Raw genomic sequence first — 12,349 nt, forward strand, 5'->3', positions numbered from 1 at the left:
CCTTTCGTACTATTCAAGTACCTTATATATCGTATTAAGTTAATAGAAAATATATTAACTTAATGTTATTCCACCTGATCTATCTCTATCTTTTTTGCTTGAGTTAAGGACTTTGCGTGCGTTTTGCTCTAGCTCACTTTTAAATTTTGCGATTTCAGTCGGGTCAATTCGATTGGGCATAATTTTATTTAGCTTCGTTTCATTCGCCTGAGCAAAACAAGCTTTGTCTATTTTGCCTTTTTGGAAATCTTGGTCTAATTTCGTTTTTAAACGTTTAAAAATTTCTTCTTTTGAGCCGATACTGATTAGTTTGTAGACCTCTTTTTCGTCGGTTAAAATTTTATTCTTATCGCTATTTCTATCAATGGCGATAATATTAATTTTATCCCCGAAATGCTCTTTTAGCTTTTTTAAGCCATCCGGCAAGTTGCCTTGGATGCTAGACATAACTTCAATACTCCCGCCGCGCCCATATTCGTTAAAGCGCTTAAAAGTATTGTCTAAAGCCTTTTCGGGCTCTATATGCACTGCAGCAATTGTAACGTCTAAATTTTTTTGTAGGCACTGCTCTATTTTTGGAATAGTCGGCGCCGGGTTTGCCAACTGACCCTCAAAAACAAGTTTAACTTTATCATCGGTCATAAAATTTTTAACCGAGGTTGTTTTCCCAGCTCCAGGAATTCCGGTGATGAAAATTGCTTGAGTTTTGCCCGGCTCATCACGCTTCAGAACCTCTTCAAATTGCGTCGCTGCTAAAACAGCGGAGGAATTATGTATCGCGTCATTTACTAGAGCCCTATTTTCTTTTGCTTCAAAGCAAGGAAAAAGTTCTTTGAATGTATCGGAACAGATATAGCGACCACCCATGGTATCAGAGTGCTCATTATATTCTTTTAAAAAATCCTCTAAAGAATTTTCGGCAAGAGCAATCGCTTCGTCTTGAATTTTTACCATTTCGGCATTGGGGCCGAAATCAATCTTTTTTATTGCGCTTACTAACTTTGATTGAGCCATTTTTTATACCTGCTTGTCGTATTCTTTCAATACTCTCTTTTGGAGCGCCGCGATAAAGTTGCTTTTCGACTTCCTTGCGATATTCGGCGTCATTTTCCATTCGCGTCAAATGATCGCTTACGCCCTGCCACATTTTCATATCTTCTTCTGTTAAAGCCATTTCAAGTCCTTTCTAAGAAATTTGTAGTATTTTAATACATTCTAATTATAGCATTTATCTTTCTAATAATTATGCAACAAATGTATCTTGGGCTGCAGAAATACACTTTTGAGCCATATGGGATATTACTACGATGAAAAAGGGAAAACAATAAAACAAATATCGAATAATGGGCGATAAATGGAGGATATAACTAAATTTTACCTTTGCGGCAAGGGTGGTAAATTTATAAAATTTTACCTCGCTAGCGAAGATGATAAATTTAAATTTACCCGCCATGCTTGCTTAAAATTTCTTACTTAGCGCTATTTGCCTCTTGCGCCGCGAGTGATCATCAAGGATTGTTCGTAGAAAATCAGCAGCGTTATTGAAACGCCCGTGCCGAGCGCCAGTGAGATCGAGATCGTGGCGAGGGCGTTGTCGAAAAACGAGATTAGATGAGCTAGCTTCTGTTCTACATCCGCAGCTCTGATATAAGAAAACAGCGCCAAAACCGCCTTGTAGGCGTAGATGCCTGGAATCATCGGAAGCAACGCAGGAAAGGCGATGATCTCTGCGGGTACCTTGAGGCGCTTGGCGCAGAGCATCCCCAAAACGCCGATCAGAAACGACGCAAAAAGCGTCGCGGCGGCGATCGAAAAAATTTGGCTCTGTATCAGCAAAAATCTGCACGAATGCGCTACTGCCGCAAGCAGCGCCGAGAAGGCGAGCGTCTTTTTAGGCGGCATACACGCATACGCAAATCCAAGCCCCGCCGCAGCGGCAAAGCAAGCATCCTTAAATACCGAAAGTGCGAGATCAAACATTTACAAGCCCCAAATTTGAAATGCTAAGCGTCAGAAAAAGCCCGATCGCGATACAGATGATCAAAAGCCCGGTGTTCAGCCCTCTGCTGATACCTACGAGCATATTTTCGTTTAGGATGTCAAATACCGAGTTGATCAGCCAGACGCCCGGGATCAAAAACAATATGCTCGATCCCACGGCGACGTCGGGCGTGGCGCTAAGCCCGTAGCGAGCGCCTAGCGAGACGATGAATGAGACTGCGAACGAAATCGCGATGTATTGGATTTTTAGGTTGATTTTAAGCTTGCTAAGTAGATAGCGGGCGCAAATTCCAAAAGCCGTAGCCGCAAAAACTAACGCCATCGCGCCGCCATCGCCGCCGAAAAGCTCGCAGAATGCGGCATTTGCGACGCTTAGCAAAACAAGAGTTTTGGCAAAGCTTTTCTTTTGCGAGGCTAAAATTTCTGCAAATGAGGCTCTGGCGCGCACAAGGGGGATTTTTTCGTCGTAAATTTCCCAGCTAAGCGCGCTTAGCTCCGAGATCAGATCGAAGCTGATCTGCGCCGCAGCGCCCGTTTTGACGTAGGTGCGGCGGATAGAGTTGTCCGCAGGATCCATCACGCTGATGATGAAGTGGCGCACAAAGATCATCAGGCTAGCCTCATAGTCGTAAGCGTCCGCTATCCTGCGCACGCAGTGCTCTATACGCGCGGTGTAAGTGCCGATACTAAGCATCTTGGCGGTGTATTCGCTAAGAAAATTGGTGAGCTCTTGGATTTGCGGTCTCGCCGCTTCTGCTTCTTTTGCTGCCGCCATTTCTGTTGTCATTATTTCCTCCGCTACTCTTGTAATCTCAATATCGTTTTGCGCTGTTTTCGTCGTTTTTACTTCTACGACGCTCGTTGTAGCTTCCTGTTTTTGCGGCGCCCGCCATCGTTTTTGATGTCGCTACGATGTCCGTCGTCGCGGAATTCTTATTTTTAAAATTTAATGCAGTGGCTCCCGTGGCGGAATTCTCGCCATCTAAATTTGACATGGAGGCGATACCTATGGCGGCAAAGCTTTGGCTGCTTAAATTTTGATCGTTCAAATTTAACGTCACTTTGGAATTTGCGTCATTCAAATTTAACGCCGAGGCGGAATTTTGCTCTTTTAAAGAATTCTGCTCGCTTAAATTTAGACTTTCGGCATCCTCGCAAGATTCGCTAAATTTAGAATTTTTCACGCTTACCTCAGGCTGATGAGATCGAGCGGGTTGATGTGGTAGTTCTGCTGCGTCACTTCAAAGGTCAGATCCGAGCCGATGCGCCCGATGATGTAGCCCTTTTTGACGTTGGAGCCGACGCGCACGGTAGGCGGGATCTGATTTAGATGCGCGTAGATCGTGTGGATGCCGCCGCTGTGCTCTAGGATCACGACCTTATCGAGCACGGCGGTCTCTTTAGCAAAGACCACCTTGCCCGGCAGCACCGCCTTAACCTGCGTGTCGCCGCTGTTTGAGCCCAGCACGATATTTTCGTTGAAAAGCTTGATGTTATACACGGGATCATTGTAATTGCCGAATTTCCGCTTCAAATACGCGCTGTTCAGAGGCGCCGCGGTCTTGGCTCCGCTGTATTTTTTAACGCGCGAGGACTGATAGCTCGAGCCGTACTGCTTGACCTTTTGGTTGATCTTACTTACGCGCTCATCTGCGGGCTCGCTCACTTCGGGCTCGGGCTCAAGAGGCGGCGCAGGCTCGGGCTTGCCCGCTTTTTTGGCAGCCGCCTTTGCTTTGGCGTACTCTTTTTCGCGTGCCTGGCGCTCCTTTTGCTTCTGCGCTTCAAGCTTTGCTTGGCGTGCCGCTTCCTCCTTCTGCGCTTTGGCTTTCTCTTCGGCGTCGTCGATGATCTTAAGCTCCTGCAGGGTCTTAGATATGGCGTCTTGCTCGTCGTTTATCTTCTCTAGGCGCGCGATGTAGTCCTCTTTGTCCTTTTTCATCTGTGCGAGCTTTTCTTTTTGGGTGGTTTGCTTGGCGTTGAGATCGGTTTTTTTCTTATCGTAGCCCGCCATGCTTGCCTGGATCGATTTGATCTTTTTGTTCTGCTCGTTGATAAAATTTTGATTATTTTCGTAGTCTTTGATTAGCCCTTTCAGCTCGTCGTTCATAACGACGCCAAGCCCCTCTAAAATTTCGCTAGCCATGATAGAATCGGGCGTGGTGGTGGAATTTACGTCGGTGATGAGATCAAACGATAGCTCTTGCGAGATCACGCTTGCGATCTTGCTTTCCAGATCGTTTTGCACGCTAAGAAGCGTGACGTTTTGGCTATTAAGCTTTTCAAGCTCCTGCGCTTCGGCGGCATATTGATCCTTTAGGCCTTCTATCGCGTCGCTTAGCTGTTTGATCTCGCCCTCGCGCTTTTTAAAGCCCTCCTGCTCCTTTACGATCTGGCCTGCGATCTCGTCGATCTTTTGCGAGAGTTGCATCCCCTCCTTTTGCGAGCTTTTGAGCTCTTGACCCGCTTTGGCGATCTTATCTTTCGTGCTTTGTCCCTTTGCGGGCGCGGCATAAGTAAGAGCTGCGGCAAGCCCCAGCGCAAGAAGCGGCGCTAAAAAAGCTCTTTTCATGCTCGTTTATTTCCGATTTGTAGCATCATAAAACTTACTGCGATGATAGATAGCGCTAAAGCCACGCCCAAAAGGATCAACGCGTCGTAAGGCAGCACTATGGCGGTGCGTAGATCGCCGATACCCTTAAGCGTGGTCGAAAACACCTCCCAAGAAGGAAGCGCTATGTAAAAGCAGGTCACGATCAGCGTGGCGATGAAGGAGTCTATTATCGCCATTCGGTAGAGCTTGCCGCTTTTTATGAGAAACGACGCGCCGAAAAGCTCCATGATCTCGATGCGCTCTTTGTGTTCGTAAACCCAAATACGCATCTGGCGGTGGATTAGCATTACGCCTAAAAGCACGATCAGAAATGCAAAGCCGTAAACGAGGCTTTTGATAAGCAGTAAAATTTTAAAAATTTCATCGTGGGTCTTTTTAAAAATTTCAACCCGCGTAAGCGAGCCGATCGATTTTAGATCCTGCTCGATTTTTGCAAGCTGTGCGGCGTCGGGGAAGCTCTCGAGCTTGACGCTATAAAATTTAGGCAAATTTTTGCTAAGCTCGGCAAAGGCGTTTTGTGAAATTTTACCCTTCAGCCGCTCGGTTATGCCCGCTGTGGAAATTTCGCTAATCGAGCTGATCTTCGGCACCGCTTTTTGCGCGTCTTGCAGGCTGAGCGAGGTTTTGGAGACTAGCACGATGTTGTATTCGTTTTGGATTGAGCGCTCGTAGCTTTTGGTTAGGTTGCTCATAAAAATTCCAAACTGCACCGAAAAAAGCAGCGCGACGAGCGAAAAGATCACGCCGAAATGAGTTTTAATCGATTTCATTTACTTTAGCGTCCTTAATCTCAAAATGTCGGTGCCTAAAACGAAGCGTGGCGGGCATTTTGTGCGTCACGATGACGACGCAGGCGTTCCACGACTCGCACGCCGAGCGCAACAAATTCCAAATAATGGCGCTGGAGTAGTCGTCCAAATTTCCCGTAGGCTCGTCGCACAGCAGCAGGCGCGGATTATGCGCCATCGCGCGCGCCAAAGCCACGCGCTGCTGCTCGCCGCCGCTAAGCTCGAGCGGATACTTACCCATCTTATGCCCGAGCTCGACGTGGCGTAGTAGCTTTTTGGCTTGGTCTTGGCAGACCTGCTGATTGTAGCCCATTATCATTAACGGAAGCATTATGTTGCGCTCGATCGTCCATTCGTTGATCAGGCGGTAGTTTTGAAAGATAATGCCGATGCGCTGGCGCAGGGTGCGCAGATCGGAGTTTGTGATGCCCTTTAGATCGCACAGGCAGACGTTTAGCTCGCCGCCGATGATGTCGATGCCGCCGTAGAAGGACTTAAGCAGCGTGGATTTGCCGCTGCCGCTCTTGCCCGTGATGATGACGAAGTCCTTCGCGCCGATGCCGAAACTCGCGTCTTGGATGACTGCGCCCGCCTTTTCGTAGCCTAGCGTGAGGCCCGCTGCGGTGATGATGTTGTAATCGTCCGTTATCTCTGCCATTGTGAAAATATCTCCGAAATTTTTTGATGTGCCGCGTGGTTTTCGCGCGTAGGAAGCGGGCGGCGGATGAAGTAGCGCGTACCGCTTGCATTTGCGCGGATGAAACACTGCTGCGGAAAGTCGAATGCACCTAGCGAAAGCAGGATTAGCACATCTTGCGGCTCGGCGGCGCACGGCTTGCTTTGCCGTTTATCTTGCTGCTCGGCACGATTTAATTTGTCTTGGTGTTCGGCTTGCAACTCGTCATGGCTTAGCTCGCTTCGGTACCCGAATTGCGACTTGATAGAGTTTGACTTGTTTTGTAATTCTGCTTGCGGTTCAGCAGCGTGGTTTAGCTCGTTTTTTAGTTCGGCTTGCAATTCATTTTTGCAAAGTAAGACGCTTGCGTTCGTTGTATTTCTAGCACTCACTGCACCGCCGTCTGTTAAATTTACGCCGCTTGCTTTTTTTAGAATTTGCGTAGCGTTCTCGCAAGCTGAAATTTTATCGCCCGCTGTCGTAGCTGAAATTTTGCCGCCGCCTGACGAAATTTCATCCATGCTCGCACGCTCGGTTAAATTTCCGCCGCGTGTCGCGTCTAAATTTATAGCTTCGTCTTTTATAACTTCGCCCGCGCTGCTTAAATTCGCTCCGCCTGCCGCGCAAGCGCTGCTCGCCTCCAAGCTTTTCTGCGCGTCAAAGTAAAAAATTTCCTCAAAATGCACGAAAAAATCCTCGCCTTTGAAGGTGAAATTTTTAAAATTTCGCGCGATTGCCGCCGCGTTAAATTTTAAAAATTCCATCTCAAACCGCTGCGGCTCGCCCTGGCCCGCGGTTTTATTCTCATAGATCAGATCGTAGATGTCTTTGTCCATTTTGCGCCATCTATCCTCGTATTTGCTCGCTACGGCGGCGTCGCGGTTTTTAAAATGCGAAATTTCGCCCGCTTTGCGCCGAACGTAAGGCGAGAGCTTTTGCATCGCGTAGAGGAAGTACTCCTCGCTGTCGGTGCGAAGCTCGAAGCGGCCGCTGCGCCCGAGCGTGCGTGCGATCTGCGAGGCGAACTCGTCGCTTATGACGCGTCGGTGCGGCGCGTCGTCCCACGGCACTGGGAAGTGTAAAAATACGCGCTGCAGGCAGCCCGCGGGCAGCAGGCTCAGTAAAACCCGCGCGTCGGTGGCTATGAGAGCGATGTTTTGCAGTCCCTCGCGGATCGCTAGCTTTGCGACCTGTTCGATCGCGGGCTTGTAAATTTCGATGCCGATTAGCAGCGCGTCTTGATTTGAGCGTGCTTGATGAAGCAGGTGTCTGCCCGAGCCGAAGCCGATCTCGATGAAAATTTTATTAAATTTAGAGCTTTTTACTAGGGATAAAATTTCATTCTCGTCCAAAATCAGCGGCGTTTTTTCGGTAAGCGAGCTGTCTTTGTAAGCAAACGCCTGCGAGATGATCCGTCCGCAGAAGCACTCTTTAAAAATTTCGAGCGCTCGCTGCAGATGACCGATCTTAGCGGGCTTGGTGATCTTTTCGCCCTTTACTATCACTTTGCCGTCGCTGGGCTTTAGGGTGATAAAAAACTCGCTATCAAAGCTCTTGGTTCGCAGAAGCGTTAAATTTCTGCCGTGCGCCGTCTCTAAAAATTCGACCTCGCCGAATCTAGCTGGTAGCGTCGGCAGGCTCACGCTTTGGGTTATGAAATTCGGCAAACTTTATTCTGCCTGCGCTGCGGTAATGACTGCACTAGGCTTGGACAGCTCTCCGTTTTCGGTTTTGACGGTGATGCGGTATTCGTATCCTTCGCCGTAATCGATATTGTCGATATATTCGGCGCTAAGTCTGCCGCGAACCTCTTTAATCGTGCTCCATGACTCGCCTCCCTTAGGACGGCGCTCGATTAGATAAGAGCTTACTCGAAGATCTGGATGCGGACGCCAGATGATCTTAACGCGGCCCGGAAGCCCGTAGATCGCCTGTGCAAACGGCACGGACTCTAGCATTTTTGCTGTGCTTGCGATAGCGACCGGAGAAGGAGCCGAAACGCCCTTGGCGCCGTATGTGCGCACCGTGTATTTATACGAAGTGCCCGGCTGCAGCCTCGTATCTACGTAGTGGGTGGAGTATGGATCTGCGATGGTAGCGATCTTTTTGGCTTCGCCGCCATTTGCGGGCGCGCGATAAACGACAAAGCCCAATACAGCGGTATTGCTGTCGTATCTAGGCCACTCAAGTCCGATCTCATCGTCGCTTGTAATCGTCCTAATGCCCTCTACGCGCGGCAGGCTCTCGTCGCTTGCGCTAGGCGCGCTAGACGTAGCGCAGCCAGCCGCTAGTATCGCTAAAGTAGCGCTCAATGTTAGTCGGTAAAATTTTTTCATAAATTTCATCCTTTACCTTTTGATTTGTCGTAAAATTTAGAAATTCGCTCGGCAAGCCCGCGCATATTTTCACCTCTTTGCCGCTTCGCGGATGGATGAAATAGAGCAAATAGGCATGGAGCAAAATCCTGCTAATTTTAGCGTTTTCGCTCTTAAATCCGTATAAATGATCGCCCAAAATGTGCCGATTTATCGAGCTTAAATGCACGCGGATCTGATGCGTGCGACCCGTGAAGAGCTTCGCCGCGACGAGATTAAAGCTCTTTAGACTTAGCGGCGGCAGCTTATAGTTTTGAGCGGGATTTTTAAAATTTAAAGCCTTATTCTCGGCGAGACGGGCGGCTCTGGTTTGATCCGCGCTCATTTTGGCGGTTAAAATTTTATCTGCGCTATCCGCGCGGCTGCTTGGAATTTTATCTGCGCTTTGGATTGAAATTTTATCCGCGCTCCGCATGCAATTATTTGAAATTTCATCCGCGTTGTCCGCGCCTGTAGTCGCGTCTGAAATTTTGTCCTTAGCCGAAATTTTATCCGCATTACCAGTTAAAATTTCATCCGCAGCGTCGCCCAAAATTTTCTCTTCAGTCGAAATTCTACTTGCGCTTGCATTCGTAGCCGAAATTTTATCGGCGGCTGAAATTTTATCCGCTCCTGCACTTTTGCCCGCAGCTATACCATCGCCCGCGCTCGTACTTAAAATTTTATCGCACCTCTCGGCGGAGTTTTGAAGTTCCGTTAGTTCCGCTCCGCTTAAAATTTCATAAAACGCGCTCTTTGCGCTACGTCCGCCGGGCACTATCCCCATTTTTAGACGGTTTGCGGGGTTGCGAGAGATCGGTCGCTCGATCACGCAGGGCTCTTTCAGCGGCAGGTCGATGAGCGCGAGGTATATACGCCCCATGCTCTTATCGCTTAGCTGCGCCGAGAGCGCGGCGTGCGCGGCGTTGTTTTTGGCGACGAGCAGGGCGCCGCTAGTGAGCTTATCCAGGCGGTGCACGATGCCCGCGCGAAGCTCGCCGCCGAGGCTAGAGAGCAGATAGCCGCGAGACTTGAGCCAGTCCACGAGCGTGGGCTCTTTGACGCTTGCGGCGGGGTGAACGGTAAGGCCCGCGGGCTTATTTACCACTAGCAGATCATCATCCTCGTATAAAATTTCGACGTCGAAGTTTAGCCTCTCCGTGCTTGTTTGCTGCGGCGCGGGCGCGGGGTAGTCGATGTGCACGAGCTCGCCCGCGGATAGCTTGTAGCCGGGCTTAGTCTGCACGGCTCCGCCCACTTTGACCGCTGCGGATTTGATTAGGCTTGATATTTGATTGCGCGAAATTCCAAGCTGCGAGCTTAAAAAAACATCAAGCCTTTCGCTGCATTGTGCTATTAGATTATCCAAATTTATACCTTTTTTGGCTATTCTTACGTCAAAATTTTAATAGGATTAAGCGTTGTTTAAAATTGACAAAAAGATTTTAGCATATTTTGATTTCATTCAACCTTTTTTAATCGTGCCGATAGTGGTTTTCTCATACGTTTTAATAAACGAGGCAAACGACGTACTATCCTCGAAACAGGTAGTATATTTCGGCGTCGGATTTGCCGTTTTTACTCTATTTTTTCTCTTTCCGATACGCAAATTTTTATATTTGATCCCGATATTTTATTGGATCAATATCATATTGCTGCTCAGCGTCGATTTTTTCGGCGTTAGCAAGCTAGGAGCGAGGCGCTGGCTGGAGATTCCTTTCGTGCATTTTACGCTGCAACCCAGCGAGGTGATGAAGCCCGCGTTTATCCTGATGCTGATGTATCTGATACACAAAAATCCGCCGCCGAAAAACGGCTACGGGCTGAAGGATTTTTTGCGCCTTAGCTTTTACATACTTCTGCCTTTCGTTCTGATCGCGAAAGAGCCTGATCTAGGCACCGCCGCGATACTTTTTTTGACGGGATTTGCGATCCTTTTCATCATCGGCGTGGATAAAAAAATTTGGCTCACGCTCATAATCGCTTTTGTGGCCAGCTCGCCGATTTTGTACGAAAACATGCACGATTATCAAAAAAAGCGCATCGCCGATTTTATCAGCGAGGAGCCCAATTACCAGGTCAAGCAGGCGATCATCGCTATCGGAAACGGCGGCATCTACGGCAAGGATAAGGATGAAGCGACGCAGACGCACTTTAAATTCTTGCCGATTGCGACGAGCGATTTTATCTTCGCTTATACGATAGAGCGCTTCGGCTTCGTGGGGGCTGCCGCGCTGATCGCGCTGTATGCGCTGCTGATACTGCATCTGCTGAGCCTGAACTACGATTTTAAAAGCGACTATCTGATACGGGTCTTTACGAGCGCGCTCGCCTCGCTCATCTTCATCTACGCGGGCGTCAATATCTCGATGGTAGTGGGTTTCGCGCCCGTCGTGGGCGTGCCGCTGCCGTTTTTCAGCTACGGCGGCAGCAGCTTCATCACCTTTATGATCCTCTTTGGAATTTTACAAAATTTACTGACGTTTAGGATGAAGGATAACTACAAGACCTACAAGATCAGGATGTAAATTTGGCGCTCGCGCGGGTAAATTTTGAAATTCTACAAAATCGCGCGAGACTTGTTTTTAAGTTGGCGGTGAAATTTGAAGCAGGGGCACTAAATTTTAGCTCGCTACAAAATCGCGCCGATACCGAGCGTAAAGACCACCGCGAAAAAGGCGTATGTAAAGGCAAATTCCAAAGTTTGCGAATTAAAAAATCTGTAATACAAAACGCTTGTGAAAAATCCGCCCACGAAGGCTACGGCAAAGATCCCGATCCGCGCCGCGACGGGCTTTGCACCGCAAAATTTGTATAGGTAAAAAACCCCGCAGAAGCTGATCGCAAACCAGATCATCGCAGGCACCGGCCCGCTTATGCCTATCATGCCGAAAAGATTGGCTAAATTTAAAAGCAGTAAAAATATCACCGCAAGCGCGATCAGCGCGGATCTGATCATCTATCGCGCCTTGCGTCGGGTGCGGAATTTTCAGCGCCTTGATTGAAATTTCGCGCGGAATTTTCGCCCGCGCTGCCTTCGCCCGCGCTGCCGTTTGAAATTTTAAAATTTTCGTCGGAATTTTCATCGGCGCGATGCGCAGAATTTTCATCCGCGCCGCTCGCGAAATTTTCACCAAGGTAGCCACTAGAGTTTAAAATTTCATCCTTGCTTTGAGAATTTGAAATTTCGCCGCCGCTTTTAAAGTTTAAAATTTCATCCGTCGCGGCGCTTTTATTTTGCGGCTCCCGCGCCTCTTTTGCGCTGCCGAAATCTGCGTCTTTTAAATTTGCGCCCTCATCTAAATTTTTAGAGCCTTTGTCCGCAGAATTTTTATAAGCTTTATTTGAAAATCTTTTGTGCCTGATCTGCAGATAAAAGACGAAAGCGACGAACGCCACCGCCGTGATCGCGATGTAGTAGCGGTTTTCGAAGAGTAGCATGCCCTCTACCAGCCCCGAAAGCAGCGCCAGTAGCGAGGCAGTAAGAAACGGAAAGCGCACTACATCCTTTTCGCCGATCGCCAAGGCGATGAGCGCGACGCCGAAGATCGTGGCGTTTAGCAACGCGCCTAGGATTTTGATTTCGGCGAAAAGATTTGGATTTACGCGCGAAGTGATGTAGAGTGCGAGCGCGACGGCTGCGAAAAGCAGGATCAAAAATACGATTTTTTTCATTTCAGACCTTTTAAATTTTATCTTTAAATTTACGATTCAGCTGCGCCTTTTATGCGCATAGAGCGCAAGTATCGGCGCGTTGCAACTGCCATGTCTGCAGCATTATGCAAATATCGCGCCCTGCGGACATAGCGCAAAATTTTAGGGCGCGACCGTGCTGTTTTAAGCGCGGCTAGAGCGATACACATACTCATGACTTAAAGCGCAATCCTAATTGCGCGGACGCGGTTTGAAACGCGGCTCG

At 48.5% G+C, this 12,349-nt stretch carries 14 protein-coding genes and 2 pseudogenes; 2 read left to right on the forward strand and 14 right to left on the reverse strand.

What is annotated here, in order from left to right; translation table 11 throughout:
- Nucleotides 1-54 precede the first annotated feature (54 nt).
- Nucleotides 55-1,014 (reverse strand): zeta toxin family protein, encoded by a 960-nt coding sequence (locus tag Q0460_RS06990; protein ID WP_299086100.1) that lies wholly within the window; start codon nucleotides 1,012-1,014, stop codon nucleotides 55-57.
- The gene (locus Q0460_RS06995) at nucleotides 974-1,174 is read right to left on the reverse strand and encodes a hypothetical protein (RefSeq protein WP_299086101.1); all 201 of its coding nucleotides are present in this window, start codon (nucleotides 1,172-1,174) and stop codon (nucleotides 974-976) included. Before Q0460_RS06995 ends, Q0460_RS06990 begins: the two co-directional genes overlap by 41 nt.
- Nucleotides 1,175-1,354: 180 nt before the next feature.
- Between Q0460_RS06995 and Q0460_RS07000 the strand changes: the two genes are divergently transcribed.
- On the forward strand, nucleotides 1,355-1,477 hold the full coding sequence (locus tag Q0460_RS07000; protein WP_299086102.1) for a hypothetical protein: 123 nt from the start codon (nucleotides 1,355-1,357) through the stop codon (nucleotides 1,475-1,477).
- Between the two features lie 2 nt (nucleotides 1,478-1,479).
- On the opposite strand, the gene Q0460_RS07005 is transcribed toward Q0460_RS07000, so the two are convergent.
- The 10 genes and pseudogenes from Q0460_RS07005 to Q0460_RS10650 all read right to left on the reverse strand — a co-directional run.
- Complete coding sequence (locus Q0460_RS07005; RefSeq protein WP_299086103.1) at nucleotides 1,480-1,980, reverse strand: threonine/serine exporter family protein; 501 nt, start codon at nucleotides 1,978-1,980, stop codon at nucleotides 1,480-1,482.
- Nucleotides 1,973-2,788: a threonine/serine exporter family protein gene (locus Q0460_RS07010; protein ID WP_299086104.1), complete on the reverse strand. Its 816-nt coding sequence runs from the start codon at nucleotides 2,786-2,788 to the stop codon at nucleotides 1,973-1,975. The genes Q0460_RS07005 and Q0460_RS07010 overlap by 8 nt, the downstream gene beginning before the upstream one ends.
- Before the next feature lie 25 nt (nucleotides 2,789-2,813).
- Nucleotides 2,814-3,185 carry a hypothetical protein gene (locus Q0460_RS07015; protein WP_299086105.1) on the reverse strand — a complete coding sequence of 124 codons (372 nt, stop codon included), beginning with the start codon at nucleotides 3,183-3,185 and terminating at the stop codon, nucleotides 2,814-2,816.
- Nucleotides 3,186-3,187: 2 nt separating this feature from the next.
- Nucleotides 3,188-4,570: a peptidoglycan DD-metalloendopeptidase family protein gene (locus Q0460_RS07020; protein WP_299086106.1), complete on the reverse strand. Its 1,383-nt coding sequence runs from the start codon at nucleotides 4,568-4,570 to the stop codon at nucleotides 3,188-3,190.
- A complete protein-coding gene (locus tag Q0460_RS07025; protein WP_299086107.1) occupies nucleotides 4,567-5,382 on the reverse strand; it encodes a hypothetical protein in 816 nt (271 codons plus the stop codon). Before Q0460_RS07025 ends, Q0460_RS07020 begins: the two co-directional genes overlap by 4 nt.
- Nucleotides 5,369-6,058 (reverse strand): cell division ATP-binding protein FtsE, encoded by a 690-nt coding sequence (locus Q0460_RS07030; protein ID WP_295152369.1) that lies wholly within the window; start codon nucleotides 6,056-6,058, stop codon nucleotides 5,369-5,371. Before Q0460_RS07030 ends, Q0460_RS07025 begins: the two co-directional genes overlap by 14 nt.
- Nucleotides 6,046-7,743: a tRNA (guanosine(46)-N7)-methyltransferase TrmB gene (trmB, locus tag Q0460_RS07035; RefSeq protein WP_299086108.1), complete on the reverse strand. Its 1,698-nt coding sequence runs from the start codon at nucleotides 7,741-7,743 to the stop codon at nucleotides 6,046-6,048. The genes Q0460_RS07030 and trmB overlap by 13 nt, the downstream gene beginning before the upstream one ends.
- A 3-nt stretch (nucleotides 7,744-7,746) precedes the next feature.
- Complete coding sequence (locus tag Q0460_RS07040; protein ID WP_299086109.1) at nucleotides 7,747-8,412, reverse strand: fibronectin type III domain-containing protein; 666 nt, start codon at nucleotides 8,410-8,412, stop codon at nucleotides 7,747-7,749.
- Nucleotides 8,342-8,668: pseudogene (locus tag Q0460_RS10645) on the reverse strand (RluA family pseudouridine synthase); the annotation flags it as partial. The pseudogene Q0460_RS10645 and the gene Q0460_RS07040, both read right to left, overlap by 71 nt.
- Nucleotides 8,669-9,166: 498 nt before the next feature.
- Nucleotides 9,167-9,820 (reverse strand): annotated as a pseudogene (locus tag Q0460_RS10650) (pseudouridine synthase); the annotation flags it as partial.
- A gap of 31 nt (nucleotides 9,821-9,851) precedes the next feature.
- On the opposite strand from Q0460_RS10650, the gene Q0460_RS07055 reads away from it, so the two are divergent.
- Nucleotides 9,852-10,958 carry an FtsW/RodA/SpoVE family cell cycle protein gene (locus Q0460_RS07055; RefSeq protein ID WP_299086110.1) on the forward strand — a complete coding sequence of 369 codons (1,107 nt, stop codon included), beginning with the start codon at nucleotides 9,852-9,854 and terminating at the stop codon, nucleotides 10,956-10,958.
- Between the two features lie 104 nt (nucleotides 10,959-11,062).
- On the opposite strand, the gene Q0460_RS07060 is transcribed toward Q0460_RS07055, so the two are convergent.
- Nucleotides 11,063-11,389, reverse strand: coding sequence for a hypothetical protein (locus tag Q0460_RS07060; protein WP_299086111.1), 327 nt, complete (start codon nucleotides 11,387-11,389; stop codon nucleotides 11,063-11,065).
- Entirely contained in the window at nucleotides 11,386-12,105 is a 720-nt protein-coding gene (locus Q0460_RS07065; protein WP_299086112.1) for a hypothetical protein, read from the reverse strand. The genes Q0460_RS07060 and Q0460_RS07065 overlap by 4 nt, the downstream gene beginning before the upstream one ends.
- Between the last annotated feature and the right edge of the window lie 244 nt (nucleotides 12,106-12,349).

The sequence above is a fragment of the uncultured Campylobacter sp. genome, assembly GCF_937980635.1.
Taxonomy (GTDB): domain Bacteria; phylum Campylobacterota; class Campylobacteria; order Campylobacterales; family Campylobacteraceae; genus Campylobacter_B.

Excerpts from the sequence above, each read along its gene's own strand:
- Q0460_RS06990 (WP_299086100.1), bottom strand. The coding sequence starts at position 1,014 with ATGGCTCAATCAAAGTTAGTAAGCGCAATAAAAAAGATTGATTTCGGC.
- Q0460_RS06995 (WP_299086101.1), bottom strand. The coding sequence starts at position 1,174 with ATGGCTTTAACAGAAGAAGATATGAAAATGTGGCAGGGCGTAAGCGAT.
- Q0460_RS07000 (WP_299086102.1), top strand. The coding sequence starts at position 1,355 with ATGGAGGATATAACTAAATTTTACCTTTGCGGCAAGGGTGGTAAATTT.
- Q0460_RS07005 (WP_299086103.1), bottom strand. The coding sequence starts at position 1,980 with ATGTTTGATCTCGCACTTTCGGTATTTAAGGATGCTTGCTTTGCCGCT.
- Q0460_RS07010 (WP_299086104.1), bottom strand. The coding sequence starts at position 2,788 with ATGACAACAGAAATGGCGGCAGCAAAAGAAGCAGAAGCGGCGAGACCG.
- Q0460_RS07020 (WP_299086106.1), bottom strand. The coding sequence starts at position 4,570 with ATGAAAAGAGCTTTTTTAGCGCCGCTTCTTGCGCTGGGGCTTGCCGCA.
- Q0460_RS07025 (WP_299086107.1), bottom strand. The coding sequence starts at position 5,382 with ATGAAATCGATTAAAACTCATTTCGGCGTGATCTTTTCGCTCGTCGCG.
- Q0460_RS07030 (WP_295152369.1), bottom strand. The coding sequence starts at position 6,058 with ATGGCAGAGATAACGGACGATTACAACATCATCACCGCAGCGGGCCTC.
- Q0460_RS07040 (WP_299086109.1), bottom strand. The coding sequence starts at position 8,412 with ATGAAAAAATTTTACCGACTAACATTGAGCGCTACTTTAGCGATACTA.
- Q0460_RS07060 (WP_299086111.1), bottom strand. The coding sequence starts at position 11,389 with ATGATCAGATCCGCGCTGATCGCGCTTGCGGTGATATTTTTACTGCTT.
- Q0460_RS07065 (WP_299086112.1), bottom strand. The coding sequence starts at position 12,105 with ATGAAAAAAATCGTATTTTTGATCCTGCTTTTCGCAGCCGTCGCGCTC.